The sequence below is a fragment of the Kinneretia sp. DJ1R-11 genome, from assembly GCF_025717595.1.
Taxonomy (GTDB): domain Bacteria; phylum Pseudomonadota; class Gammaproteobacteria; order Burkholderiales; family Burkholderiaceae_C; genus Paucibacter_A.
The window spans coordinates 62,620-88,780 of the sequence record NZ_JAJIRR010000018.1 but is presented as its reverse complement, the minus strand read 5'-3'; the positions used below and the strand labels follow the sequence as shown (position 1 = coordinate 88,780).

22 protein-coding genes are annotated in these 26,161 nt (G+C 64.1%); 11 read left to right on the top strand and 11 right to left on the bottom strand.

Features of this window, described 5'->3' with window-relative positions:
* The 8 genes from LNV23_RS22190 to LNV23_RS22150 all read right to left on the bottom strand — a co-directional run.
* Positions 1 to 2,048 (bottom strand): MCP four helix bundle domain-containing protein (locus tag LNV23_RS22190; RefSeq protein ID WP_263564993.1); only part of this gene is annotated, 2,048 nt, incomplete at its 3' end.
* A 36-nt stretch (positions 2,049 to 2,084) separates the two neighbouring features.
* Complete coding sequence (locus LNV23_RS24010; protein ID WP_318023260.1) at positions 2,085 to 4,949, bottom strand: methyl-accepting chemotaxis protein; 2,865 nt, start codon at positions 4,947 to 4,949, stop codon at positions 2,085 to 2,087.
* Positions 4,950 to 4,989: 40 nt separating this feature from the next.
* A complete protein-coding gene (locus tag LNV23_RS22175) occupies positions 4,990 to 7,326 on the bottom strand; it encodes a chemotaxis protein CheA (protein WP_263564992.1) in 2,337 nt (778 codons plus the stop codon).
* Positions 7,317 to 7,649, bottom strand: coding sequence for an STAS domain-containing protein (locus tag LNV23_RS22170; RefSeq protein WP_263564991.1), 333 nt, complete (start codon positions 7,647 to 7,649; stop codon positions 7,317 to 7,319). Before LNV23_RS22170 ends, LNV23_RS22175 begins: the two co-directional genes overlap by 10 nt.
* A gap of 60 nt (positions 7,650 to 7,709) precedes the next feature.
* Entirely contained in the window at positions 7,710 to 8,075 is a 366-nt protein-coding gene (locus LNV23_RS22165; protein WP_263564990.1) for a response regulator, read from the bottom strand.
* 41 nt (positions 8,076 to 8,116) lie between these two features.
* A complete protein-coding gene (locus LNV23_RS22160; RefSeq protein ID WP_263564989.1) occupies positions 8,117 to 8,704 on the bottom strand; it encodes a hypothetical protein in 588 nt (195 codons plus the stop codon).
* Between the two features lie 367 nt (positions 8,705 to 9,071).
* On the bottom strand, positions 9,072 to 9,557 hold the full coding sequence (locus tag LNV23_RS22155) for an outer membrane lipoprotein (RefSeq protein ID WP_263564988.1): 486 nt from the start codon (positions 9,555 to 9,557) through the stop codon (positions 9,072 to 9,074).
* A 154-nt stretch (positions 9,558 to 9,711) separates the two neighbouring features.
* A complete protein-coding gene (locus LNV23_RS22150; protein ID WP_263564987.1) occupies positions 9,712 to 10,269 on the bottom strand; it encodes an HNH endonuclease in 558 nt (185 codons plus the stop codon).
* Positions 10,270 to 10,651: 382 nt separating this feature from the next.
* Between LNV23_RS22150 and LNV23_RS22145 the strand changes: the two genes are divergently transcribed.
* The 8 genes from LNV23_RS22145 to LNV23_RS22110 all read left to right on the top strand — a co-directional run bounded on the left by LNV23_RS22145 (position 10,652) and on the right by LNV23_RS22110 (position 19,443).
* Positions 10,652 to 11,356: a TetR/AcrR family transcriptional regulator gene (locus LNV23_RS22145; protein WP_263564998.1), complete on the top strand. Its 705-nt coding sequence runs from the start codon at positions 10,652 to 10,654 to the stop codon at positions 11,354 to 11,356.
* A 37-nt stretch (positions 11,357 to 11,393) separates the two neighbouring features.
* Complete coding sequence (locus tag LNV23_RS22140; protein ID WP_263564986.1) at positions 11,394 to 13,184, top strand: acyl-CoA dehydrogenase C-terminal domain-containing protein; 1,791 nt, start codon at positions 11,394 to 11,396, stop codon at positions 13,182 to 13,184.
* Positions 13,185 to 13,255: 71 nt separating this feature from the next.
* The gene (locus LNV23_RS22135; protein ID WP_263518889.1) at positions 13,256 to 13,690 is read left to right on the top strand and encodes a DUF2147 domain-containing protein; all 435 of its coding nucleotides are present in this window, start codon (positions 13,256 to 13,258) and stop codon (positions 13,688 to 13,690) included.
* A 119-nt stretch (positions 13,691 to 13,809) separates the two neighbouring features.
* The gene (locus tag LNV23_RS22130; RefSeq protein ID WP_263564985.1) at positions 13,810 to 16,206 is read left to right on the top strand and encodes a 3-hydroxyacyl-CoA dehydrogenase/enoyl-CoA hydratase family protein; all 2,397 of its coding nucleotides are present in this window, start codon (positions 13,810 to 13,812) and stop codon (positions 16,204 to 16,206) included.
* Positions 16,207 to 16,340: 134 nt separating this feature from the next.
* Positions 16,341 to 16,841 carry a DUF4442 domain-containing protein gene (locus tag LNV23_RS22125; RefSeq protein WP_263564984.1) on the top strand — a complete coding sequence of 167 codons (501 nt, stop codon included), beginning with the start codon at positions 16,341 to 16,343 and terminating at the stop codon, positions 16,839 to 16,841.
* A gap of 17 nt (positions 16,842 to 16,858) precedes the next feature.
* The gene (locus LNV23_RS22120; protein ID WP_263564983.1) at positions 16,859 to 18,073 is read left to right on the top strand and encodes an acetyl-CoA C-acyltransferase; all 1,215 of its coding nucleotides are present in this window, start codon (positions 16,859 to 16,861) and stop codon (positions 18,071 to 18,073) included.
* Complete coding sequence (locus LNV23_RS22115; protein WP_263564982.1) at positions 18,073 to 18,618, top strand: DUF1569 domain-containing protein; 546 nt, start codon at positions 18,073 to 18,075, stop codon at positions 18,616 to 18,618. The genes LNV23_RS22120 and LNV23_RS22115 overlap by 1 nt, the downstream gene beginning before the upstream one ends.
* A 60-nt stretch (positions 18,619 to 18,678) precedes the next feature.
* Positions 18,679 to 19,443 carry an enoyl-CoA hydratase gene (locus LNV23_RS22110; RefSeq protein WP_263564981.1) on the top strand — a complete coding sequence of 255 codons (765 nt, stop codon included), beginning with the start codon at positions 18,679 to 18,681 and terminating at the stop codon, positions 19,441 to 19,443.
* Between the two features lie 9 nt (positions 19,444 to 19,452).
* Here the strand turns inward: LNV23_RS22110 and LNV23_RS22105 are convergent, their stop codons facing one another.
* Positions 19,453 to 20,595, bottom strand: coding sequence for an NAD(P)/FAD-dependent oxidoreductase (locus tag LNV23_RS22105; protein WP_263564980.1), 1,143 nt, complete (start codon positions 20,593 to 20,595; stop codon positions 19,453 to 19,455).
* Positions 20,596 to 20,620: 25 nt separating this feature from the next.
* Positions 20,621 to 21,061, bottom strand: a complete 441-nt coding sequence (locus LNV23_RS22100; RefSeq protein WP_411910618.1) for an acyl-CoA thioesterase — start codon at positions 21,059 to 21,061, stop codon at positions 20,621 to 20,623.
* 209 nt (positions 21,062 to 21,270) lie between these two features.
* Here LNV23_RS22100 and LNV23_RS22095 point away from each other — a divergent pair, with 209 nt between their 5' ends.
* On the top strand, positions 21,271 to 23,097 hold the full coding sequence (locus LNV23_RS22095) for an ABCB family ABC transporter ATP-binding protein/permease (RefSeq protein ID WP_263564979.1): 1,827 nt from the start codon (positions 21,271 to 21,273) through the stop codon (positions 23,095 to 23,097).
* A gap of 119 nt (positions 23,098 to 23,216) precedes the next feature.
* Here the strand turns inward: LNV23_RS22095 and LNV23_RS22090 are convergent, their stop codons facing one another.
* Positions 23,217 to 23,849 carry a PEP-CTERM sorting domain-containing protein gene (locus LNV23_RS22090; RefSeq protein ID WP_263564978.1) on the bottom strand — a complete coding sequence of 211 codons (633 nt, stop codon included), beginning with the start codon at positions 23,847 to 23,849 and terminating at the stop codon, positions 23,217 to 23,219.
* Positions 23,850 to 24,095: 246 nt separating this feature from the next.
* On the opposite strand from LNV23_RS22090, the gene LNV23_RS22085 reads away from it, so the two are divergent.
* Together LNV23_RS22085 and LNV23_RS22080 are read left to right on the top strand one after the other, a co-directional pair.
* Positions 24,096 to 25,022: a LysR family transcriptional regulator gene (locus LNV23_RS22085; RefSeq protein ID WP_263564977.1), complete on the top strand. Its 927-nt coding sequence runs from the start codon at positions 24,096 to 24,098 to the stop codon at positions 25,020 to 25,022.
* A gap of 139 nt (positions 25,023 to 25,161) precedes the next feature.
* Entirely contained in the window at positions 25,162 to 26,058 is an 897-nt protein-coding gene (locus LNV23_RS22080; RefSeq protein WP_263564976.1) for a transporter substrate-binding domain-containing protein, read from the top strand.
* Positions 26,059 to 26,161: the final 103 nt, after the last annotated feature.

The window sequence follows — 26,161 nt, the reverse complement described above, 5'->3', positions numbered from 1 at the left end:
GCTTCGATCGCGGCATTGAGGGCCAGCAAATTGGTCTGGTACGCGATGTCGTCGACGATGGAAATCTTGGTGGCGATCTGCTTCATCGCATCCACCGTCATGCTGACGGCCTGACCGCCCTCCATGGCCTCGGCCGCGGCCTTGGTGGCCATGCTGTCGGTGACATGGGCGCTGTCGGCGTTCTGCTTGACCGAGGCCGCCATCTCCTGCAGTGAGGCCGTGGTTTCTTCGACATTGGCGGCTTGCTGCGAGGCCGAGTGGGAGAGCGACTGCGAGGTCTGCGAGACCTGGTCCGAGGCGCTGGACAGCTGCTCTGCGGCAGCCCGCACCTCGACGATGGTCTCCGCCACGGTGGCGATCAAGCTGTTGAATTTCTCGCCGATCTGGCGGAAGAAGCCTTGCTTGCCGTCCAGTGGAATGCGCTGGCTGAGGTCGCCCGCATTGGCGGCGCTGGCCAGGGCATCGAACTCACGCTCGGCCGCTAGCTGTTCGCTGCGGTCGATCCACTGGCCCACGCTGCCGACTATGTTGCCGCTGGCGTCACGGATGGGCGAGGTGGTGACGGCGTAATGGCGCCCGCCCAGAACCAGCTCGTCCTGGACCGTGGAATTGAGCTTGCTCAGCTGGGCCAGCGCCACCTGCGAGTCGCGGTAGAACATGCCGGCGGAGCCGCCGACGATGCGGCGAGCATCGAAGTTCGGCAGCTCGGCACGGATGGCGCTCTCGTCGCGCAAGGCCAGCTGGCTCAGTGCCTGGTTGATGTAGACGATGGTGCCGTCGGCGCTGGCGATTCGCACCGGCATGGCTGCCACATCCAAGGCCTCCTTGATGCGCGCGTTTTCTGCGGCCAGAGCCAGCTCGGCTTCGCGGGCTGCGAGTTCGGCGGTGCGGTCCTGCCATTCGACCACCGTACCCAAGCGTGTGCCTTGCGCATCGACGATGGGGTTGGCGATCAGGCGAAAAGTCAGGCCGGCCACCTTGATCTCGGTTTTGTACTCCGACTTGAGGCCGCCCAGCAGATTGCGTTGGTGGCTCGGGTTCTTGTGGAATTTGTCAAAGTTTTGCCCGACCAGCTCTTTCACATTGAGTTGCGGAAGTTCACGGCGCAGGGCGGCCTCATTGCCCTGCATCATCGCCATGACCGAGGCATTGGTGTAGATGATCTGACCGTCTGGGTCGGCCACCATGACGTTGGTGGAGCAGCGATCCAAGGCCTGGCGCACGCGGGCGTTTTCGGCCGCAACGCGGCTGTCGCGCTCATTGCGTTCGCGCAGCTGGGTCTGCATATGCTCCAGGGCTTGCAAGAGGCGCGCGGTCTCGTCTTCGCCCTCGCTGCGGAATTGGTTGTTCAGCTCGCCCTGGCCGATCGCCTCGGCCACCTTGCTGGCGATGGCCAGCGGCCGTGTGACACCGCGGGTCAACCACCAGGCTGTGGCAGCGCCGAGGACCAGGGCCAAGGTCGTCAATGCCATCATCAGTTTCTGCATCTGTGCGAAGTCCTGGGTGCCTTCCTCCGCGTCTGCCTGGGCGTCTGCGATTTGCAGCTTCAGCCCTTGGTCAATCGCTGCCTGTAAAGCCTTGGCCACAGGGCTGGCCTTGCTCAGCAGCAGCTCGGCAGCCTCGCTGTCCTTGTTCTGACGTGCCAGCTCGAAGACTTGATCATCGAGCGAACGAACCTGCGCACTCAGGGTCTGCACTTGCTTGAGGACGGCCAGATCCTCCTCACGTGTCGAGTTCTTGAGGAGTTGGTCCAGGGCCTTGTCGAACTCACCGCGCGATTCAATGATCTTCAGCCGCTCCGCCTCGATGGCATCGGCACTGCTGCGCAGGATGGCGCTGCGGATCACTCGCTGTTCGACGTGGGTGTGCTCGGATACATCATTGAGCTGCACGATGCGGGTGAAGTTCTCATCCACCAAATGCTGCAGCATGTGGTGCAGATGGTTCAAGTCGCGCCAAGACAGGCCCACCAGCAATGCCAGCAAGCTCAGTACCAGCGCAAAGCCCAGGCCCAGGCGTTGCCCCACTTTCATGTCCTTGATTGACATCGTTGTGCTCCAAGAAAAAACGAAGGATGCCGAGCGTCAGCTCCGTCGACCGCGCCCACCTGCGGGTGCTGCGGCTGCCGGTTCGAGTTTGAAGAAAGCCATCTGCTCCTGCAGCTGGCTGGCCTGTGCCGAGAGCTCCTCGGCCGTGGCCGACAGCTCCTCGGAGGCCGAGGCGGTCTGTTGGGTGATGTTGGACAGCTGATGCATCGCACTGGTGATCTGGCTCACGCCCTGGGACTGTTCGCCCGAGGCCGTGGCGATCTCATAAACCAGCTCCGAGGTGCGGCGGATCGAGGGCAGCATGCCGCTGAGCAAATGCCCCGCTTTCTCAGCCAGGTCGACGCTGGAGCCGGCCAGTTTGGAGATGTCCTGGGCCGCAGCCTGGCTGCGCTCGGCCAGCTTGCGCACCTCGGCCGCCACCACAGCAAAGCCCTTGCCATGCTCGCCGGCGCGCGCGGCTTCGATGGCGGCATTGAGGGCCAGCAGATTGGTCTGGTAGGCGATGTCGTCGATGATGGAAATCTTGGTGGCGATCTGCTTCATGGCCTCGGCTGTGGAGCTCACCGCCTGGCCGCCCTCGATCGCTTCGTTGGCCGCCTTGGTGGCGATGCCATCGGTCAGCGTGGCGCTGTCCGCGTTCTGCTTGACCGAGCTGGCCATCTCCTGCAGAGAGGCGGTGGTCTGCTCGACGCTGGCGGCCTGTTGCGAGGCCGAGTGCGAGAGCGACTGCGACGTCTGCGAGACCTGGTCCGAGGCACTGCCCAGCTGATCGGCCGCCGCCCGCACATCGACGATGGTCTGGCTGATGGTGTTGATCAGGGCGTTGAACTTCTCGCCGATCTGGCGGAAGAAACCTTGCTTGCCATCCAGGGCGATGCGTTGGCTGAGATCGCCGGCGGCGGCGGCGCTGGCCAGGTTGTCGAACTCGCGTTCGGCTGCCATTTGATCGGTGCGGTCCTGCCATTGGCCGACCGTGCCCAGCTGCGCTCCTGAAGCGTCACGAATTGGCGAAGTGGTGACGTCGTAGTTGCGGCCGCCCAGCACCATGGACGTGCGGGCCGTCTGTTGAAGCTGGCGCAGGCGTTCAACGGCGTCCTGCGGATCGCGGTAGAACATGCCGATCGAGCCGCCGATCACCCGGCTGACATCGAAGTTGGGTAGCTCTTTGCGGAAGGCCGCTTCGTCGCGGCGCAGGATGTTCATCAAGGCCTCGTTGGCGTAGACGACCGTGCCCTGGTCGTCGGAAATGCGCACTGGCATATCGGCCACGTCCAGCGCCTGCTTGATGCGAGCGTTGGCGGCTGCGAGCTTTTGCTCGGTCTCGCGTGCCGCCAGTTCGGCCGTCAGGTCCTGCCACTCGACCACGGTGCCCAGGCGCTGGCCCCGCTCGTCGGTGATGGGGTTGGCGATCAGCGAGAAGGTCAGGCCGGCCAGTTGAATGCGTGCGCGGTGTTCGCCGCGCAGGCCGGCGAGCAGATGGCGCTGGTGTGCCGGATTGCGGTGGAAGACATCGAAGTTCTGGCCGATCAAGCGGGCGACATCCAGGCTCGGCAATTCGCGCCGCAGGGTGGATTCGTTCCTCTGCATCATCTGCAGGACAGAAGGGTTGGCGTAGACGATGATGCCCTCCGCGTCGGCCACCATCACATTGGTGGAGCATCGGTCCAGCGCCTGTTTGACCCGTCCAGTTTCCGCCGCCACCCGTGCATCTCGATCGAGGCGTTCGCGCAGATTGCCCTGCATTGCACGCAAGCTCTTGAGCAACTGGCCCGCTTCGTCGCGGGCTCGGTCCTCGGTGTCGAAGTCCAGGTCGCCCTGAGCCACGGCATCGGCCGCGGCCAGGGCCCGCCCGACCGGCTCGGTGACTGATCGGACGATGGCATAGCCCAAGGCCTGGCTGAGCAAGATCAGTCCGACCAGCGCGCCGAAGATCAGATTGCGTTGTTGCCGCTGGCTGTCGGCGCGTTCGTGCAGCATGGCCTCAAGCACGCCGGCCGTGGTGTTGACCAGGGCGAACTGGGCATCCACCGCGATGCTGCCTTCGGCGAACAAGTCCTGCGGGGATTTGCTGGGCTTGGCGTTGCTGCGCAGCTCTTGTTGCAAGCTGCTGACAAAGGTCTCGGCTGCCTGGTCGGCCGCGTCAAAGGGCTTGCGCAGGCTGTCTGCCAGTTGAGGTGCCGCGGCCACGGCCTTGTCGACCTGGCGCTTGCTGCGCTCGCGCCAGAAGCTGATTTCGCGGGTGATCTGCCCCAGCGCCTGGCGCTCGCTGTCGCTGACCTCGCGTCCGGCCGCCAGATTGGCCACCAGGGCGGCACCCTTGCCGCGCCCCTGGGCGACCGACTCGGCCAGGCGGGGCATGTACTCGGCCAGCGCCGTGATCAGGAAATAGCTCTCTTCGACCGGGTCCAAGGACAAGCCGGAAGCATCGGCAATGCCCTCGATCAGCAGCATCAGTTCGTCGACCAGGCTGGTGTGGCCGGCGAAGCTGGCACCAGCGTCGACGCTCCTGCTTTTGACTTTGTCCAGCAAGACCTGACTGCCGCTGCCGATGTGCTTGATCTTGTCGCGAACGGCTTGGTAGTGCGCGCCTTCGGGCACGGCTGTCTGCAGCGCCGCCAGGCTGTCTTTGAGCTTCTGCTCGGTGGCCTGGCGTGAGGCCAGGGCACTCTCGTCACCGTTGAGCATGCGCAGGGCGAGACCGCGGTGCGTCTGTAAATGCTTCAGAACCACCACGGCTGCCTTCAGTGGGTCGAGCCCCAGGTCTTCGTTGATGGCGGTTTCGACCTGGGCCATGCGGTCGCGCAGCACCATGGTGGACGGAATCCCGCAAGCCAGCAGGCCGAGCAGGCCTACCAGGACGAAGCGTTGCCACAGCATCAGGCGGCGAAGTAGGTTTTGCATGGGGAGACTGCTTTCAGGCGGGGATGGGCGTGCAGGGGTTTCAGTTCTGCCGGGACGCAGCCCGCTGGGCGCGCTGTTCGGGGCTGAGTTGGCCTTGCTCGCGCTCGCGCTGGCCGCTGCGGATGGCGGCTGCGGTGAGCCCGGGCACATCCAGCAGCAGGGCGACTTCGCCCGAGCCCAGGATGGTGGAGCCGGCCAGCGCTTTCAGGTGCTGGAAGATGCCCGAGAGCGGCTTGATCACGGTCTGGTGCTCACCCATCAGGCGATCGACGATCAGGCCCAGGCGGGTCTGGCCATCTCGCACCACGACGACGCTGCGGCGCCGCCTATCAAGGGCATGGCCCGTTGAGGCGCCGGCGGGCTCGCTGTCCTGCTGGATGCCATAGAAGCGCGCCAGGTCCAGCCAGGGCAGGACCTCGCCGCGCAAATTGAAGGTACCGCTGATGCGGCGCTGGCCGGCCGGGCGTTCGGCCTCGCGCTCGCATTCCGCCGGCACGTCGATGCATTCGGCCACGGCCGCCAGGGGCAGCACATAGTTGACGCCACCGACCAAGGTCAGGAAGCCGTCGATCATGGCCAAAGTCAGGGGCAGGCGGATCTGCGTCAAGGTGCCGCGGCCGCTGCTGCTGCTCAGGCTGATGGTGCCGCGCAAGCTTTCGATGCTGCGCTTGACCACATCCATGCCGACACCGCGTCCGGACAAGTCGGTGATGGCTTCGGCGGTCGAGAAGCCCGGCAGAAAGATCAGCTGCCACACCTCATGGTCGGACAGCACCTGGTTGTCATGGATCAGCTCGCGTTCTATCGCCTTGTTCAGGATGCGCTCGCGGGCCAGTCCGCGGCCGTCGTCGCTGACTTCGATGACGATGGAACCCGCCTCATGGAAGGCATTGAGGGCCAGCCGGCCCAGGGCCTGCTTGCCGGCCGCGAGGCGCTCCGGCGGCGCCTCCAGGCCATGGTCCATGCTGTTGCGAACCAGATGCATCAGCGGGTCGGCAATGGCGTCCACCATGGACTTGTCGAGTTCAGCGTCGCCGCCGGTGACGACCAGCTCGACCTCCTTGCCCAACTGCTTGGAGATGTCGCGCACGACGCGCTGGAAGCGCGCAAAGGTCTCGCCGATCGGCACCATGCGCAGGGCCAAGGTACCGTCGCGGGTTTCTTGCACCAGGTCCATGACGCGCGAGTTCGCTTCCACCAGGGCTTCGTTGCCCTCCAAATGGGCAATCATCTGGGCGCCCGAGCCGGCGATGACCAGCTCGCCGATCAGGTCGATCAGCTTGTCGAGCTTGTCAGCGCGGACCCGCACAAAGCGGGTCTCGTCGCCCGCGCGGCGGTCGCGGCCGCCCTCGCGGCGTTCGCCGACACCGCTGCGCCGGTCACTGCCGCGTGTTGCATTGCGTTCGGGTGCGGCGGCTCGGCGTTCAATATGGGGCACGAGCTGCGGTTCCGCGATTTCGCTGTCGCTTTCGTCGGGGCTGGCCACTGCTTCAAGCCGCAGCTCGAAGCGCAGGCCCATGCCATGCCAGCATTCGAACAAGGCGGCCCGTGCGGCCGCGTCATCGCCGCAGCGCAGGCTGGCCAAGGTCTCGAAGTCGGCCGGCGGCGCACCGGGCGCGAGGATCTGGACGTCACTGTCGTCGACCGCGAACTCGAAGACGCGCTCGATGTCCTGGCGGCTGGCTGGGCTGTCGAAACGGACCTCAAAGCCGAGATGGCAGGCTTCGGCGTCCAGGTCTTCCAGTGCCGGCACGTCCTGAACCTGGGTCCGCACCGCCAGCACATCACCAAGGGTGGCCAGATAGCGCAGAAAAGACAGTGGGTCCAGGCCGTTGCGCAAGGCGTCCTGCTGGAAACGCAGGGACAGATGCCAGCAACTGCGTGGCGCCACCTCGTTGGGCTCGGCCAGCCTTGTGGCGGCCGCTTCGGGCGCGCTGGCTTGCGGGGCTGCTTCAGGCACTTCTGTGTGGCCCAGCAAGGCCCGCAGCCGCGCTGCCAGGGCCTGGCTGCTGGCTTTGACCGCTGGGTCTTCCTGACCGCTGCGCACCTCTTCGAGCAGGGCTTCCATTTGGTCTCGGCTTTCCAGCAAGGCCGCGACCACGGTCTCGTCAAGCTGGCGCTGCCCTGAGCGCAAGGCCTCGAGCAGGGTTTCTGCTTCATGGGTGAAGGCCACCACCGCCTCGCAGCCGAACATGCCGGCCGTACCCTTGATGGTGTGGGCGGCCCGGAAGGCGGAGTTCAGGCTTTCACTGTCGCCGGGATCGCTCTCCAGCACCAACAAACCCTGTTCGAACTGCCGCAGCATGTCCTGCGCCTCGTCGAGAAAACCGGCACGGGCAACAGCCAGGATCTCGGCATCGTCGTCACTCATGGACATGGTGCTTGCTCCTCGTCGGCCGTGGCTTGCGGCTCCAGCTGTGCGTCGAGGCCGTAGCAGCGCAGGCCCGCCAGGACCACGGCACTGGGTTCCAGCAGCTGCAGGCGGGCGCCGCGTTGCTGCAAGGTCCGTCGTGTGGACAGGAGCAGCTGAATGCCGGCACTGTCGAACTCACTGATGGCCGCGAGCTGCAAGCCCAGATCGCCTTGCAGCTTTGGAAGCAGCTCCAGCAGTTTTTGGTGGACCTCGCCGGCTTGGGCGATCGTCAACTCAGGCCCCAGAGGCCAGACCATGGCAGCCGAGCCGTCTTGTGTTTCGGACATGGACGTCATCCTTCGCGCGCCGCAGCAGACCCGGGCGCAGTCACGTCAAGCTACAAAGCTTCAGACACACAGCTTGTTGACGGCATCCACCAGTTGCGAGGGTTGGAACGGCTTGGTGATCCAGGCCTTGGCACCGGCGCTGCGGCCTTCGGCCTTCTTGGCTTCCTGGGACTCGGTGGTCAGCATGATGACCGGCGTGAACTTGTAGGCTGCCAGGGACTTCACATGCTTGAGGAAGGTCAGGCCGTCCATATTCGGCATGTTGACATCGCAGACGATCAAATTGATCTTGGCGCCGGTCAGCTTGGCGACGGCGTCCTGACCGTCAACCGCTTCGATCACGCTATAGCCTGCTTTTTGCAGTGCCAGTTTGACGACGGTGCGGAAGCTGCCGGAATCGTCAACGACCAGGATGGTTTTGCTCATATCGCGGGTCCTCTCGGGAAGTATCAGTCGGATGGTTGGACTCAGAAGAAGTCGACTTTGTCGGCCTTGGGTGCGGCCGGTTGGCCATGGTGAAATTGCCGTTGCTCTTCGGTGGTGAAGCGGGTTTCCAGGGCGTTCAGCCAGTCCTGGGCATGGCTGTCGCTCGCCTCTGCCATGCTTGGCATCCGGTCAAGAAACTGTTCGGTGTCCAGGCGCAGGATGTCGACCATCTGCGCCAAACGGTCGCCGAACTGCAGGCCGTGCATGGCCTGCTCACTCAAGCCTTGCATGTCCTGGCTGAGTGCCAGCAGCTCTTCGCTCGTGGCCTGGCGCGCCAGCATTTTTTCGAACTGATCCTGCAACTCCATCAAGCTGGAAAAGCTGGCCAGCAACTCTTGAGCACCGCTTTGGGTGGTGGACTGAATGGCGCCCAGCTGCCGGGTCCAAGCGGGGATCACAGCCTTAGCCATCCTGCGTACGCCGGCGTCGAGGGAGGGCGGGGGCGCGAGTGGGGCCTTGGCCACGGAATCGGCGTCGCGGCGTGCCCAGAGCAGACCTGCTGCGGAGACGCAGAGCAGCACGGCGGGCCAGTCGCGCTGCCAGAGCAGCCAGCCAGTCAGCAGGAGCATGATCAGCCAGGGCAGGTCCAGACGTACATCGAGTACGCCCCGGAGACCGGGCCTGCGTGCGGCCCGTGGGGCGCCTCTGAGGGGGTGACTCATCCGCTCTGCCTTTCTGCAATGGGTCAGGCCCATCTGCGCACGACCAAGGCGGTCGCTCTGACTTGCTGGAAATTCAGTCTCCCCGGCCTCCCTGTCGCTAGCAAGCCGGATAAAGGGGCAATTTAGCAAGCAAATCGTCACACTTGCCGAGAAAGTGAATGTGACGATTTCCTGTTGCTTGGCGAATACAGGCGCAAAAAAGCCGCCGCGAGCGCTGGGCTCGGCGGCGGCTGGGTGCGGGTGCTTGGCCGACCGAAACCGGCAGCCCCGGGGCTCAGTGGGCGCTCGGTGCGCTCTGCACTTGTGGGGCGCGCGTGACGCGGGTCTTGCCTCCGGTGGTCACGAGGATCACGGCTTCGCCTGGGTTCAGGGTTTCATTGGCTTTGGCCTGAACGATGGAGCGGCGCTCGCCATTGCGCAATTGAACCAGGACTTCGATCGCTTCTTCGCGCGTGGAGCTGCGTTCGATGGCATTGCCGATCACTGCGCCCGCCACGGCACCGATCACGCCGACGATCTGACCTTCACGACGGCCTCCTACCGAGGAGCCCGCGACCGCGCCGACCACACCGCCGGTCACGGCGCCGGCGCCGCTTTGCGAGCCGTCAACGGTGACGTTGCGCACGCTCAACACGGTGGCGTCCTGGACCACGGCCATGCGTTGGGCTTCGTTGCGCTGGATCACGTCGGGGCTGGTGGTCGAGCAGGCGCTCAAGGCGGCGAGGGCGATCAAACTGGCGCTGATGAGGGACTTGTTCATGGCTTTCTATCTCCTGGATGCTGCACGTGGATGCGGGTGCAACGGGAACCATTGTGTAGTCGTTGACCGCTGGCATCCGTTCGGCATGGGCCGTCCGACCAGGTACCGGGCGCTGCCGCTTCCGGGCGCAGAGCCTGCGCCTTGGCCGAGGCTCTCAGTCGTGCAAGCGGCTGCTGCGCGGCACGCAAGCGAGCAGGAAGTCCATCTGGTCGGCCAGGATGCGGCGGCCGCGCAGAATCATGTCTTCGTGCAGATTGGGCACATAGGGCAGGTAGAGCAGGCTCATATGGGCCTCCTCGGGCATGCGGCTGCCCTTGCGGCCATTGCAGCCGCGGCAGGCGGTGATGCAGTTCATCCAGCTGTCGGCGCCGCCGCGTGAGCTCGGCTGGATATGTTCGCGTGTCAAGTCGTCCGGATGAAAGCTGTGGCCGCAGTAGGCGCAGATGAAGCGGTCGCGGGCGAACAGCTTGTTGTTGGACAGCGCCGGAGCCTGCCGCCAGGCGCGGCTGGGGACGGCGCCGCGCACGGCGATGATGGGGTGAACCTCGATGCGCGACTGCAGGCCAGTGCGACGCTGCAGGCCACCGCGCAGCACTTGGCAGGGCTCGCCCAGGGTCCAGGCCACGCCGTCGCTGGCGTAGATCACGGCCGCTTCACGGGTCGTGATCCAGGCCTGCGGCCGGCCAGAGACATCCAGTTGCAGCACATCCACGGGGCGAACCTCCTGTTCGGAGCGTACTGCAAGAACGGTGCCGGACTCAAGTTATTGCTGTGCTGGCGGCCCGCTTGGCCCTGCTCGCTGGCGCACTGTGGCTGGCCGGCCACCGCCAAGCCCGGACGGGGCTTGCTTGTCACAAGCCGGTCAAAAACATGGCTGCTAGGCTCAATCCTCTAAAAATCCGGGCGAAAACCTTGCCTGTACGGCCGCGCTTTCTGCAAAATAGAACGATCGTTCGTTTTATTATGCGAAGCGTCGCCGGCGGGTCACTATGGGCCAGTCGGCGGTATCAAGCCAAGCCGAACATAGAAACACCTCCTCCAGGAACCCGACCGTGGCCCTTGCCGATCCGATCCGCTCCAGCACTGCCCAGGCCATCGAGCCTACGGCCAAGCCTGCGCGCGTGACCCGGTCGCTGCAGAAGGGTTTGCACACCCGGGCCGTGATCTTGGAGGCGGCTCTGGGCTTGGCTTCGCACATGGGCCTCGAAGGCCTGTCGATTGGCGCCCTGGCCGATGTGACCAAAATGAGCAAGTCGGGCGTGTTCGCCCATTTCGGCTCGCGCGAAGAATTGCAGATCGCCGTGGTGATGGAGTACCACGCCAAGTTCGAGGAAGAGGTGTTCTACACCGCCATCCGCGAGCCGCGCGGCCTGCCGCGCCTGCGCGCTCTGTTCGAGCGTTGGGTGCGCCGCGTCTCGGTGGAAATCGATTCTGGCTGCATCTACATCAGCGGCGCGGTCGAGTTTGACGACCGCCCCGGCCCGGTGCGCGATGCCCTGGTGGCCATGGTCAAGGCCTGGCATGCCGCCCTGCACAAAGCCATCGTGTTGGCGCAGCAGGAAGGGCATCTGCATGCCGATGCCGATGTCGAGCAGATTCTGTTTGAACTGCACGGCCTGATTCTGTCCCTGCATCACGATGCCCGATTCATGCGCAAGCCTGGCGCGCTCGACCGCGCCGGTGTGGGCTTTGAGCGAACCATCCAGTTTTACGCGACCGAGGCCGGCTTGCAGGCCGAGGCCGCCTTGAACTCTCCCGAGCAGTCACCCAAGCCGGCGGCCAAGAGCCGCCGAACCTGATCCTTTATCCCTTTCCGTTCGAAACCAGGAGCACACCATGCCCCAGTACAACCCGCCGCTGCGCGACATGCAGTTTGTGATGCACGAAGTGCTGAACATCGTCGACGAGCTCAAGCAGTGCCCCAAGCACGCTGACATCGATGCCGACACCATCAATGCCGTGCTGGAAGAAGGCGGCAAGTTTGCGGCCGAGGTGCTGGCTCCGCTGAACCTCAGCGGCGACGCGGAAGGCTGCAAGCTGGACAAGGCCACCCATGAAGTGACCCCGCCCAAGGGCTTCAAGGAAGCCTATGCCAAGTATGTGGAAGGCGGCTGGCCAGCCCTGGGTTGCGACCCCGAGTACGGCGGCCAAGGCCTGCCCCTGGTGGTCAACCAGGCCTTCTATGAAATGCTGAACTCGGCCAACCAGGCCTGGACCATGTACCCGGGTCTGAGCCACGGCGCCTACGAGTGCCTGCATGCCCATGGCACGCCCGAGCAGCAAGCCACCTACCTGCCCAAGCTGACCAGCGGCGAATGGACCGGCACCATGTGCCTGACCGAGCCGCATTGCGGCACCGACCTGGGCCTGCTGCGCAGCAAGGCCGAGCCGCAAGCCGACGGCACTTACAAGATCAACGGCGCCAAGATCTTCATCTCGGCCGGTGAGCATGACATGGTGGAGAACATCATCCATCTGGTGCTGGCCCGCCTGCCCGATGCACCCGAAGGCTCCAAGGGCATCTCGCTCTTCATCGTGCCCAAGTTCCTGGTCAATGCCGACGGCAGCCTGGGTGCCCGCAACGGCATCTTCTGCGCCGGCCTTGAGCACAAGATGGGCATCCACGCCAACTCGACCTGCCAGATGGTGCTGGAAGACGCGGTCGGCACCCTGGTCGGCCAGCCGAACAAGGGCCTGGCCGCCATGTTCGTGATGATGAATGCCGCCCGCCTGGGCGTGGGCAACCAGTCTTTGGGCTTGACCGAAGTGGCCTACCAGAACGCTGCGGCCTACGCCAAGGACCGCATCCAGATGCGCGCGCTGAGCGGCCCCAAGGCGCCCGAAAAGGCGGCCGACCCCATCATCGTTCACCCCGATGTGCGCAAGATGCTGCTGACCGCGCGTGCCTACGCCGAAGGTGGCCGTGCTCTGTCGACCTATGTGGCCGTGACCCTGGACAAGGCCCTGGCCAGCGATGATGAAGACGAGCGCAAGGCCGCTGACGATGAAGTCGCGCTGCTGACGCCCATCATCAAGGCCTTCATCACCGACAACGGCTGGATCGCCACCTCGCATTGCATGCAGGTCTTCGGTGGCCACGGCTTCATCCACGAATGGGGCATGGAACAGTTCGTGCGCGACGCGCGCATCAACATGATCTATGAAGGCACCAACACCATCCAGTCTCTGGACCTGCTGGGCCGCAAGATCCTGGGCGACAACGGCGCCAAGCTGAAGAAGTTCGGCAAGAAGATCGCAGCCTTCGTCGAGGAAGAGGGCACCAACGAGGCCATGCAGGAGTTCATCAACCCGCTGGCCGATCTGGGCGACAAGGTCACCAAATTGACCACCGAGATCGGCATGAAGGCCTTCCAGAACCCCGATGAAGTGGGTGCTGCGGCGGTCGACTACCTGCGTGTCGTCGGTCACCTGACCTTCGCCTACTTCTGGGCCCGCATGGCCAAGGTGGCGCTGGAGAAGCAAGGCAGCGGCGACAAGTTCTACAGCGCCAAGCTCTCGACAGCCCGCTTCTATTTTGCGAAGCTGCTGCCGGAAACGGCCACGTTGATCCGCACCGCCCGTGCCGGTCTGCAGCCTTTGATGGAAATGGACGAGGCGCTGTTCTAAGCCACACCTTCACCTAGCACCCCAGCCCGGCCGCCAGAGCCTGGCTTTTCATACCGAAACCAGGAGACGCCATGAAGAACTTGTTCGCCGCTGCCGTACTCAGCCTTGTTGCCGCGATGGCCTCGGCCCAGACCACCCCGGTGGGCCTGTGGAAGACCATTGACGACGACGGCAAGACCGAGAAGTCCCTGGTCCGCATCACCGAGAGCGGTGGTGTGCTGACCGGCACCATCGAAAAAGTCTTCGATCCGGCCAAGCAAGACGCCAAGTGCGACAAATGCGCTGACGAACGCAAGGACAAGCCGGTGCTCGGCCTGACCATCCTGCGCAACGTCAAGCAAGACGCCAGCGACAAAGAGCACTGGACCGGTGGCGAAATCCTGGACCCCAACAGCGGCAAGACCTACAAGGCGCGCCTGACACCGATTGACGGTGGCAAGAAGATGGAGATGCGTGGTTACATCGCCTTCTTCTACCGCACCCAGGTCTGGCAACGCGTCGAGTGAAGTGAAGTCACGATGAGCGGACTGCGCCTGCGCGCGTGTTCCCTCCCGAACCCGAGTCCGGTGCCTGAGAGCGGCGCCGGCCCCCTAGAAAAAGCCAAGCCTCTTCCAAGGAGAAGTACGTGAGTCGATTCCAAGTTCGCAAAGTTGCCGTGCTCGGCGCTGGCGTGATGGGCGCGCAGATTGCTGCGCATCTGGTCAACGTCAAGGTGCCGGTCGTGCTGTTCGACCTGCCGGCCAAGGAAGGCCCGAAGAACGGCATCGTGGCCAAGGCCATCGACGGTCTGAAGAAGCTCAAGCCCGCGCCCTTGGGTGATGTGGCCGACGCCGCGCTGATCCAGCAAGCCAATTACGAAGAGCACCTCGAGCTGCTCAAGGACTGCGACCTCATCATCGAGGCCATCGCCGAGCGCATGGACTGGAAGCTCGATCTGTACACCAAGATCGCGCCCTTCATCGCCCCGCACGCCATCGTCGCCTCCAACACCTCGGGCCTGAGCATCACCAAGCTGAGCGAAGTGCTGCCCGAAGAAATCAAGCCGCGTTTCTGCGGCATCCATTTCTTCAACCCGCCGCGTTATATGTATCTGGTGGAGTTGATCAACACCCCGACGACCCGTCCGGAAGTGATTGACCAGCTGGAAGGTTTCGTCACCACTGCCGTCGGCAAGGGCGTGGTGCGCGCCAATGACACGCCTAACTTCGTGGCCAACCGGGTCGGTATCGCCGGCATGATGGCCACCATGATCGAGGCCGAGAAGTTTGGCCTCTCGGTGGATCTGGTCGACGACCTGACCGGCAAGAAGCTGGGTCGCGCCTCGAGCGGCACCTTCCGCACCGCGGACGTGGTCGGCCTGGACACCATGGCCCATGTGGTCAAGACCATGCAGGACACGCTGCAGTCTGACCCCTTCTTCAACACCTACGCCACGCCCAAGGTGCTGGCCGGTCTGATCGAGAAGGGCGCCCTGGGCCAGAAGGCCGGCGCGGGCTTCTACAAAAAGGTCGGCAAGGACATCCAGCGCCTGGACTTCGCCACGGGTGAATACGTCGCCGGCGGCAAGAAGGCCGATGAGATCGTCGCCCGCATGCTGAAGAAGCCGGCCGCCGATCGCATCAAGCTGCTGCGTGAATCGAGCAACCCGCAGGCCCAGTTCCTCTGGTCCATCCTGCGTGACAGCTTCCACTATGTGGCCGTGCACCTGGCCACCGTGGCCGACACCGCTCGAGAAATCGACTTCGCCATGCGCTGGGGCTTCGGCTCTCAACAAGGTCCCTTCGAGCTGTGGCAAGCCGCCGGCTGGAAGCAAGTGGCCGAGTGGATCCAGGAAGACATCGCTGCCGGCAAGACTCTGGCCAGCGCGCCGCTGCCCGCCTGGGTGTTCGAAGGCCCAGTGGCCGAGAACGGTGGCGTGCACAGCGTCAACGGTTCCTGGAGCGCCGCAGAAGGCAAGTTCAAGCCGCGCGCCGAGCTGCCCGTCTACGCCCGCCAGGCTTTCCCGGAGCGTCTGGTCGGTGAAGGTGCCGTCGAGCCGCTGAAGGCCGGCACCGAGCTGTTCAAGAACGAGGAAGTGCGCGTCTGGACACTGGACAACGAGGTGGTCATCGCCTCCATCACCGCCAAGCTGCACCTGATCAGCCCGACCGTGACCGAGGGCCTGCTCAAGGCCGTCGAGATCGCTGAAGCCGGCTACAAGGGTCTGGTGATCTGGAGCCCGGATGATGTCTTCTCGGCCGGCGCCAATCTGGAAGCGCTGATGCCGGTCTTCATGAAGTCGGGTGCCAAGGGCATCGCGCCGGAAGAGAAGAAGCTGCAGGACATGATGCTGCGCGTGCGTTACGCCCAGGTCCCGGTGGTGGCTGCCATGCGCGGTCTGGCCCTGGGTGGCGGCGCCGAGCTGGCCGTGCATTGCGCGCGCCGTGTCGCGCACATGGAAAGTTATGTCGGTCTGGTGGAAGTGGGCGTGGGCCTGATCCCCGGTGGCGGCGGCCTGACCTATATCGCTCGCCGTGCGGCCGAAATGGCAGCGGCCGGCAACTCCGGCGTCGACCTGTTCGCCTTCCTGAAGGACGGCTTCACCACCGCGGCCACGGCCAAGGTGGCGACCTCGGCCCTGGAAGCCAAGAAGAACGGCTTCCTGCTCGACAGCGATGTGATCGTGCCCAACAAGGACGAGCTGCTGCACGTGGCCAGCGCCCAGGTCAAGGGCTTGTTCGAGTCGGGCTACCGCCCGCCGCTCAAGGCCTTGTTCCCGGTGGCCGGTCGCTCGGGCATCGCCACCATCAAGGGCCAGCTGGCCAATATGCGTGACGGTGGTTTCGTCAGTGCGCACGATTTCCATCTGGCCGCCCTGATCGCCGATGTGGTCTGTGGTGGTGCGGTGGAAGCCGGCTCCATGGTCGACGAGGAGTACCTGATGTCGCTGGAGCGCAAGCACTTCTGCAGCCTGCTGGAACACCCCAAGACGCAAGAACGCATCATGGGCATGCTCCAAACCGGCAAGCCGGTTCGCAACTGAGGCTACTGCGCGAACCCATGGCGTCGTTGCAGCCCACGCAATCCTCACGACCCTCAAGGTCGCTCCGGTTGCTCGCGGGCACCCGCGCCTAGCCCTGGGTCCGCTCGCTACGCCTCCCAAACACTGACGACACGATGAGCTCCGCTCCTAACCGCCTCGCACGTACCTTGGCCAAGCTCGACGCCTGGCCAGCGGCTGTGCGGCCGATGGCGCGCAATCTGGCGTTGCGCCGAGCCGTGCCCTTCACGGGAACGGCGAAGCTGGACTTTGTGCGCCTGGATACGGAAGTGGCGGAGATCGCCATCGCCAATCGGCGGGTGGTGCAAAACCACATCGGCGGCGTTCATGCCGCGGCGATGGGCTTGCTGGCTGAGACGGCAACGGGCATGGTGGTTGGCATGAATGTGCGCGACGACTGCCTGCCGCTGTGTAAATCCATGCATGTGGATTTCAAGAAGCGCGCCAGCGGTGCGATGCGGGCACGCGCCACGCTGAGCGCTGCCCAGCGCGAGCTGATGTTGGCCGAGCCCAAGGGTGAGGTCACCGTGTCGGTGGTGGTGACGGATGAGGCCGGTGTGAACCCGGTTGAATGTGAATTTGTCTGGGCTTGGATACCCAAGACCCCCAAGAACTGAAAGGTTGGTTGAACATCATGGCAAAGCAAGTGCAAGAAGCGTATATCTGCGCCGCCACCCGTCTGCCCATTGGCAAGTCGGGCCGTGGTTACTACAAGAACACCCGCCCCGATGAGATGCTGGTGCGCGCCATCCAGGCGGCCCTGGCCCAGGTGCCAGGTCTGGACCCGGCTGCGATTGAAGACGCCATCGTCGGTTGCTCCTTCCCCGAAGGCGAGCAAGGCATGAACATCGCCCGCGTCGGCGCCGTGCTGGCCGGTCTGCCCAACAGCGTCGGCGGCGTGACCGTCAACCGCTACTGCGCCTCGGGCATCACCGCCCTGCAAATGGCCGCCGACCGCATCCGCGTCGGCGAAGCCGAGGTGATGATCGCCGCCGGTGTCGAGTCCATGAGCATGGTGCCCATGGGCGGCAACAAGCCCTCGCTGTCGCCGCTGATTTTTGAGCGTGACGAGAACATCGGCATCGCCTACGGCATGGGCCTGACCGCCGAGAAGGTGGCGCAGCAATGGAAAATCAGCCGCGAAGACCAGGACGCTTTCGCTGCCGAGTCGCACCGCCGCGCCCTGGCGGCCATCGAGGCCGGCCACTTCGCTGCCGAGATGACGCCGTTTGAGTTGCTCGAGCGCCTGCCCAATCTGGCCGATGGCTCCATCATCGAGCGCCGCCGCAGCGTCAGCATCGACGAAGGTCCGCGCAAGGACACCTCGATCGAAGGTCTGGCCCGCCTCAAGCCGGTGTTCGCCGCCAAGGGCAGCGTCACGGCCGGCAACAGCTCGCAGACCTCGGACGGCGCCGGCGCCCTGATCGTGGCCTCGGAAGCCGCCGTCAAGCGCTTTGGCCTGACCCCGTTGGCCCGTTTCGTCAGCTTCGCCGTGCGCGGCGTGCCGCCGGAAATCATGGGCATCGGCCCGATCGAGGCCATCCCCGCCGCACTCAAGCTGGCCGGTATCACGGCTGCCGATCTGGACTGGGTCGAGTTGAACGAAGCTTTCGCTGCGCAGTCGCTGGCCGTGCTGAACGACCTGGACAGCAAGGGCATCGTGCTCGATCGCAGCAAGGTGAACCCGAACGGCGGCGCGATCGCCCTGGGCCACCCGCTGGGCGCCACCGGTGCCATCCGCGCCGCCAGCGTGATCCACGGACTGCGCCGCACCGGTGGCAAGTACGGCATGGTGACCATGTGCGTGGGTGCAGGGCAGGGCGCCGCAGGCATCCTCGAGCGTCTCTGATGTCGAGGCCGCACGGCGCCGCGAGGCGCCGTTTTCTGCGCGCTAGCGCGCTGCTGCTGGCCCCCACCGCCTTGGCGGGCTGCAGCGGCGAGTTGCAGTCCTTCAAGACTTGGCGTTATGCCCGCGAGGCGGTGCTGGAGTTGCTGTTCGGCGAGCCGCGCCTGCACGGTAATGCGCAGTGGAATCTGGTGCAGATGCTGCAGCACACGGCGCAGAGCATCGAGTTCTCGGTGCGCGGCTTTCCCGAGCTCAAGCCCGCCTGGTTTCGCGCCACGGCGGGTGCGGCCGCCTGGAGCTGGTTCGATGCGCGTGGCGCCATGTCGCACAGCCTGGACGAGCCGATTCCCGGCGCGGCCGCGCTGGACCCTGCATTGGCGCTGAAGGTGGCGGTGCAGCGTCTGCTTGATGCCATGGAAGCCTTCAGCAGCCACCAAGGCGCTTACGCTCCGCATTTCGCCTACGGCGATTTGACACGGGCGCAGTATGAGCGTGCCCACCTGATGCACCTGGCCAACCATTGGCAGCAGCTCAAGCCGTCGGCCTGAGTGCGGCCGCCCGCATGAGATCCAGCCTGCACAATGGCGGGCTTGCAAGGAGAGTTTGAGATGAGCATCAAGACGGCAGTGGTCAATGGCGTGGCGACGATCGAGATCGCCCGCCCCGAAAGAAAGAATGCGCTGACCGGCGCCATGTACGAAGCCATGGCCGAGGCCCTGATCGCCGTCAACAGCGACAAGAGCGTGCGTGCCGTGCTGATCCAGGGTCAGCCCAATATCTTCACCTCGGGCAATGACATCGACGACTTCATGAGCCGCCCGCCGCGCGATGAAGACGCGCCGGTGTTCCAGTTCATGCGTGCCCTGCTGGGTTGCGAGAAGCCGGTGATTGCCGCCGTCAACGGCGCCGCCATCGGCATCGGCACCACCTTGCTGCTGCACTGCGATTTCGTCTTCGTGGCCGATGACGCCCGCCTGGCCATGCCTTTTGTGGGCCTGGGCCTGGTGCCCGAGTTCGGCTCCAGCTTGGTCGTGCCGCGCCTGATGGGCCATGTCAAGGCGGCCGAAAAGCTGCTGCTGGGTGACCCCTTCACTGGCCCCGACGCGGTGGAATGCGGCATTGCCAACGCGGTGTTGCCGGGCAGCGAGGTGGTGGCCCATGCCCGCCGCGTGGCCGAACGCTTCAACACCCTGGCACCGGGTGCCGTGCGCGAGAGCAAGCGCCTGATGCGCCGCCACAGCCAGGATCAGCTGAACGAGGTGATCAAGGTCGAGGCCGAGATCTTCGCGGCCAAGCTGCGCTCGCCTGAGGCCATGGAGGCCTTCCAGGCTTTCTTTCAAAAGCGCGCCCCGGACTTCTCCAAATTTGACTGAACACCCAGTTCAGATGACATTGAGCTCGCGGTAGGGTTGATTCGCTGCCAGCCGCGCTGGGCTCAGCGGACTCAGGTCCAGGCTCTCGAAGCGGCCCGTGTGAATCCATTCGGCCAGACCGCGCCCCACAGCCGGCGCATGCTGCAGGCCATGCCCCGAGAAGCCGCAGGCCAGCAGCAGATTGGCGCAGCCGGGCAGGGCGCCGACCAGGCCGTTGTGGTCGAAATCGTTCATCTCGTAGTAGCCGGCCCAGGCTCGTTCCAGGCGCAGGCTCTCGAATCCAGGTACGCGCTGGGCCATGGCGGGCCAGAGCGATGCTTCAAACAGATCGGCCTCCGGGTCCAGCGGCAGGCCTGGCGCATCGTTCAGGGGCGTGCCGCCGCAGATGAACTGGTTCGGCCCTTCCGGCCGCAGCCACAGGCCGCTCGGGTCGATCAGCAGCGGGCAGCCCGGCGCAGGCTCGGGGCTGCGGAAGACGTAGACACTGCGCCGTCTGGCGCTGATAGGCAGGTCCAGGCCCGCCGTGGCCGCCAGGCTGCCCGACCAGGCGCCGGTGGCCAGCACATAGACGTCGGCCAGCAAGACCTGACCCTGTCGGGTGCGCACACCGCTGAGCGCACCGTGGCTGCCTCGCTGTAGTTCCACTGCCTCATCGGCCAGGTAGCGCACGCCCTGACTCAGCGCTTGAGCACGCAATGTCTGCAGCAAGGCCCAGCCGTCAAACCAGCCCTCGCCGCTGCGGCCCCAACTGCCCAAGCGCAGATCCTCACAGGCCAGCCAGGGCCAGCGCTGCTTCAATTCGTTGGGCGGCATCAGCGCGATGTCGGCGCCGGCCGCGGTTTGGATTGCATGAAGGGCCCGCAGTCCATCGGCGCGCTCGGCCGTGTCGGCGAGGTAGAGGTAGCCCTGCTCGCTGAGGCCGCATTCCGGATGGGCGCGCAGCCAATGCAGGCCGAACTGCGACATGGCGATGTTCAGCGGTGTGGAGAACTGCTGGCGGATCGAAGCGGCCGACAGGGCCGATGAAGCCTGGGCATAGCTCGGGTCGCGCTCCAGCACGCGGATCTCGCCGCTCCATCCGCCCGCGGACAAATAGGCCGCCACGGCGCTGCCAATGGCACCGCCGCCGAGGATCAGAACCGATGAACTCATGGAGCTTCCGGAGTCGCCCTCTAGATCAGGCTTGCTCAGCGAAGGGGCGGGGTTTGCCTTGGTCGTCGATGGCCACATAGGTCAGATTGGCCTCGGTGACTTTGACTACCTCTGGATTCATGGGGTTGCGCTCAGCCACCACTTCGACTCGCACAGTGATAGAGGTGCGGCCGATGCGGGTGATCTGCGAGTAGAACGAGAGCAAATCACCGACCGAGACGCGCTGCTTGAAGATGAACTCGTTGACGGCCACGGTGGTGACCCGACCTCGCGACAAACGCGCCGGCTGCACGGAGCCGGCCAAGTCCACCTGGGCCATGATCCAGCCGCCGAAGATGTCTCCGTTGGCATTGGCATCGGCCGGCATGGGCATCACGCGCAGCACCAGTTCGCGGGGCAGGGCAGGTGCGCCGGTGTTGGCGGATGCGGCGGGGATGCTGTCGGTGGGCGTACTGCTGCTGCTCATGGAGTTTCCTGGTTCGAGAAGGTCTGAATTGTCCGCCAATCGAATCGGCCGCAGGTGGGAGAGTCTGCGACTGTGCTGGACGACTGCTCCTATTTGGCGATGGCTCGGCCTCTGGCGAGCAAAGCACCGAGAATCCAGCCCAGACACCCGATGCGGCAGGGCCGCCCCCTCTCGGCCGAAGCCTGCCGACTTTTTGACGACGACAACACATGCGTGATCGAACCGCTGCATTGACAGCCCCCCCGGCTTCCGCACCCGCGGCGGCCCCCGCTCGATCGGATTGGGCCACCATCCGCAAGCTGCTGCCTTATCTGTGGCGCTACCGCTGGCGCGTGGGACTGGCCCTGGGCTTCATGTTGGCGGCCAAGTTCAGCAATGTGGGTGTGCCGCTCTTGCTCAAGTCCCTGGTGGACAGCCTGGCGATCAAGCCTGGCTCTCCCGAAAGCATGCTGGTGCTGCCCTTGGGCTTGCTGATCGCCTACGGCGGTTTGCGCCTGTCGACCTCGCTCTTCACCGAGTTGCGCGAGCTGATCTTCGCCAAAGCCACCGAGGGCACGGCGCGCAGCATTTCGCTGCAGGTGTTCCGCCATCTGCACGACCTCAGCTTGCGTTTCCACCTCGAGCGCCAGACCGGCGGCATGACCCGGGACATCGAGCGTGGCACGCGTGGCGTGCATTCCTTGATCTCGTATTCGCTCTACAGCATCGTGCCGACCCTGATCGAGGTGGCTTTGGTGTTGGGACTGCTGGCCTTCAAGTTCGACGCATCTTTCGCCTGGATCACGCTGGGCGCCCTGGTGCTCTACATCGGTTTCACCATCACGGTGACCGAGTGGCGTACCAAGTTCCGCAAGCAGCTCAACGAACTCGATTCGGTGGCGCACAGCAAGGCCATCGACTCACTGCTGAACTACGAGACGGTCAAGTACTTCAACAACGAAGACTTCGAGGCGCGGCGCTATGACGAAAGCCTGGAGAAGTTGCGCCGCGCCCAGCTGAAGTCGCAGTCCACCCTGTCGCTGCTGAATACCGGCCAGCAGCTGATCATCGCCAGCGCATTGGTGCTGATGCTGTGGCGCGCCACGGCCGGCGTGGTGGCGGGCACCATGAGCCTGGGCGATCTGGTCATGGTCAATGCCTTCATGATCCAGCTCTACATCCCGCTGAACTTTCTCGGCGTGATCTACCGCGAGATCAAGCAAAGCCTGACCGACCTCGACAAGATGTTCAGTTTGCTGGAGCGCGAGCGCGAAGTGGCTGACCGCTCCGATGCTCGCGAGTTGCAGGTCGCAGGTGCCGCCGTCCGCTTCGACAAAGTCAGCTTCGCCTATGACCCCAGCCGCCCGATTCTTCATGAACTGAGCTTCGAGATTCCGGCGGGGAAGAAGGTGGCTGTGGTGGGCCCCAGCGGCGCCGGCAAGAGCACGCTGGCCCGCTTGCTCTACCGTTTCTATGACGTGGATTCAGGGCAGATCACCATCGACGGCCAGGAGCTGCGCTCGGTCACACAGTCCAGCCTGCGCCGCGCCATTGGCATCGTGCCCCAGGACACGGTGCTCTTCAATGACACCGTGGCCTACAACATCGCTTACGGGCGACCCGGGGCCACGCAGATCGAGGTCGAGGAAGCGGCGCGCGCTGCCCATATTCATGGCTTCATCAGTGCCACGCCCAAGGGCTATGAAACCATGGTGGGGGAGCGTGGGCTGAAGCTCAGCGGCGGCGAGAAGCAGCGCGTGGCGATTGCACGCACTCTGCTGAAGAACCCGCCCCTGCTGATTTTTGACGAAGCAACCTCAGCCCTGGATTCCAGCAATGAGCGGGCCATTCAGGCTGAGCTGGAGGCGGCGGCACAGAACAAGACGGTCCTGGTGGTTGCGCATCGCTTGTCCACGGTGGTGGACGCGCACGAAATCCTGGTTCTCGAGGCTGGCCGCATCGTCGAACGCGGTTCTCATGCCACATTGCTGGCACTTCAGGGTGTCTATGCGCGGATGTGGCGTTTGCAGCAGGCCGGTGGAGCGTCGGGCGACTGAGGCGAAACCGTCAGCAAGAACGGCGTGCAGCATGCAAAACGCCGGGCCTGTTGCCAGGTCCGGCGTTTGAGGTGGCTCTATGCCCTGGACGGGCTTGGCCTACAAACTACAACTTGAAATCAGCGAGCGCTGCGGCGACGGCTCAAGCCCAAGGCGGCCAAGGCTGCAAAGCCGAGTGCAAAGCTGCTGGGCTCAGGCACGGTCGAGCCAGGTTGACCCAGTTGGATGTTGTCGAAGAAGTAGTTCGCGGTGCTTCCAAACAGTTTGATCGTATGGGCCACGCCGTTGAACTCAAACTTGGTGATGTCCCACACGCACAGATCGTCGGTACTGCTGGGGCAAGAACCTGCCGGCGGCTTGAATTGCTCCATGCCGAGCAAATTGCCTTTTTCGTCATAAACAGCAGCCCGCCCGCTGGCACCGAGCTTTCCTGCATACTCGATCGAGAAGAAATCTGCAAAGCCGCCTGCGACTGTCAGGGTCAGCACGTTCTCTTGCGTCGGGCTGTCGTTGAACATCGCCAGAGCGCCCAAATTCATCGGGTCGCGGAAAAAATTGCCCGAGCCACCGGCATCGCGGGCGCTGCGAATACCGAATGCATTGCCGGAAAAGCCGATGCCGAGAGCAGCGTAAGGGTTGTTGCCCGCTTGGCTCAGATTCGTCATATCGCCGATCGTCTCAAACGTCAGCTGAGGAATCACGGTGCCTGCGAAGGCCGGTGCAGCAAGGGCCAGCACGGCAGATGCCACCATTGTCTTGAGAGCGTTCATAACCTATCCCGTTGATTTGATTGATGGGTAGTGAGTTGCAGTGATGCCGGGTGACGGCTGCATCCTGCGAAGCTACCGTGGTGTCCGTTTTCCCCTGGGCTCGACTGTAATCACAGACATGCACGGATGGCATGACCTGGCCCCCTCCACTTGAGGGGGCTGCGTGCCCGGAAATTCAAGCGGCAGAGGGTTTTCATGGGGGATGGTCAGCGCGGCTACACTGAAACCGTGGAAACCAAGTGGTTTGAAGATTTCGTCAGCCTGGCCGAGACGCGCAGCTTTTCGCGCTCTGCCCAGCTTCGGCATGTCACCCAGCCGGCCTTCTCGCGCCGCATCCAGGCGCTCGAGGCCTGGGCCGGCGTGGACTTGGTCGATCGCTCCTCCTACCCCACGCGGCTGACCGGGGCAGGTGAAACCTTGTTGGCGCAGGCCGTGGAGATCTTGGGGAATCTCCAGGCGACGCGCAATATGTTGCGCAGCCACCAGTCTGCTGGGCAGGACATGATTGAGTTTGCCGTGCCGCATTCTCTGGCCTTCAGCTTCTTTCCCCATTGGCTGATGGATCTGCGTCAGCGCTTTGGAGCCCTGAAGTGCCGCCTCAATGCCCTGAACGTGCACGACGCCATGTTGCAACTCAGCGAAGGCAATTGCGACCTGCTGATCGTGTATCACCACGCCAGCCAGCCCTTGCAGCTGGACCCCGAGCGCTATCAGATGGCCTCCTTAGGTCACGAGACTCTGGCGGCCTATGCGCGCGCCGACGCCCATGGTGAGCCCATGTTTCGCTTGCCCGGGCACCCGGGGCAGAAAATCCCATTTCTCAGCTATGCCTCGGGTGCCTACTTGGGTCGTTTGGTCGAGCTGATCGTCAAGGCCTCGCCCTTGCCCTTGAATTTGGACGCCATCTACGAAACCGATATGGCCGAGGGCCTGAAGGCCATGGCGCTGGAGGGGCACGGGCTGACCTTCTTGCCGGCCAGTTCGGTCAAGAAGGAGCTCCACGCTCAGCGTCTGGTGCAAGCCGCGCCTGCGGGTCAGTTCGAACTGACCATGGAGCTGCGCATCTACCGCGAGCGGCCAGAGCTGTGCCGGCGCAGCAAGCCAGGTGTGCAAGCGCTCTGGGATTTCCTCACCCAGCAGCAAAAATCCGTCTGAATGCCCGCGATTGCTGTCGGGGGCTTCGTAAAAACACGTATTTGGCTGCAGCCCCGCACGTGGTCTGCTCTGTCATCGCCTGCGGCCGCCGCTTTTCTCATCCCGCAACTGAAGTCTTTTGATTCTGGAGTGCTCTTTCATGAACAAGAAATCCCTGCTTGTACTCGCCCTGTTCGCAGCCACCGGCCTGGCTCAGGCTCAGGACACGCTGAAGAAAATCAAGGACAGCGGCAGCGTCACCATGGGTGTGCGCGAGTCTTCGGGCTCTTTGTCCTACACCCTCGGTGATGGCAAGTACGTGGGGTACCACGTCGAGATCTGCCAGAAGGTGCTGGCCGATGTGCAAAAGCAGTTGGGCCTGGCCAAGCTGGATGTGAAGTACCAGCCGGTCACTTCACAGAACCGCATTCCGCTGGTGCAGAACGGCACCGTAGACATTGAGTGCGGTTCCACGACCAACAATGCGACCCGCCAGAAGGATGTGGCTTTTGCGGTCACCACCTTCGTCGAGGAAGTTCGTATCGCCGTCAAGGCCAGTTCGGGTATCACCAGCATTGCTCAGCTGAACGGCAAGAACGTCGCCACCACCACCGGCACCACGTCTGTGCAGTTGCTGCGCAAGCATGAGCGCGCGACCGGCGTGGACTTCAAGGAAGTCTTCGGCAAGGACCATGCTGACAGTTTCCTGCTGCTGGAGTCGGGCCGTGCCGACGCCTTCGTCATGGACGGCGCCATCCTGGCCGGCAACATCGCCAAGGCCAAGGTGCCGGCCGATTTCAAGATCGTTGGCGAAGTGCTGTCGGTCGAGCCGATCGCCATCATGATCCGCAAGGATGACCCGGCTTTCAAGAAGGCCGTGGACGACAGCATCATGGCTCAGATGAAGTCGGGCGACATCGCCAAGACCTGGAGCAAGTGGTTCGAACAGCCCATCCCCCCGACCAACACCAAGGTGGGCATGGCGGTCAACGACAACACCAAGAACGCTTGGGCTCACCCGAACGACAAGCCCGCCGAGGACTACGCCAAGAAGTGAGCGCTGAGCAGCGCAAGCTGAATCCAGACGGATTTTTGCTGTCTGCATGAACGAGGCTGCCGGGATTTCGCGCCCGGTGGCCTCGCTGTTTTTCTGATCGGAG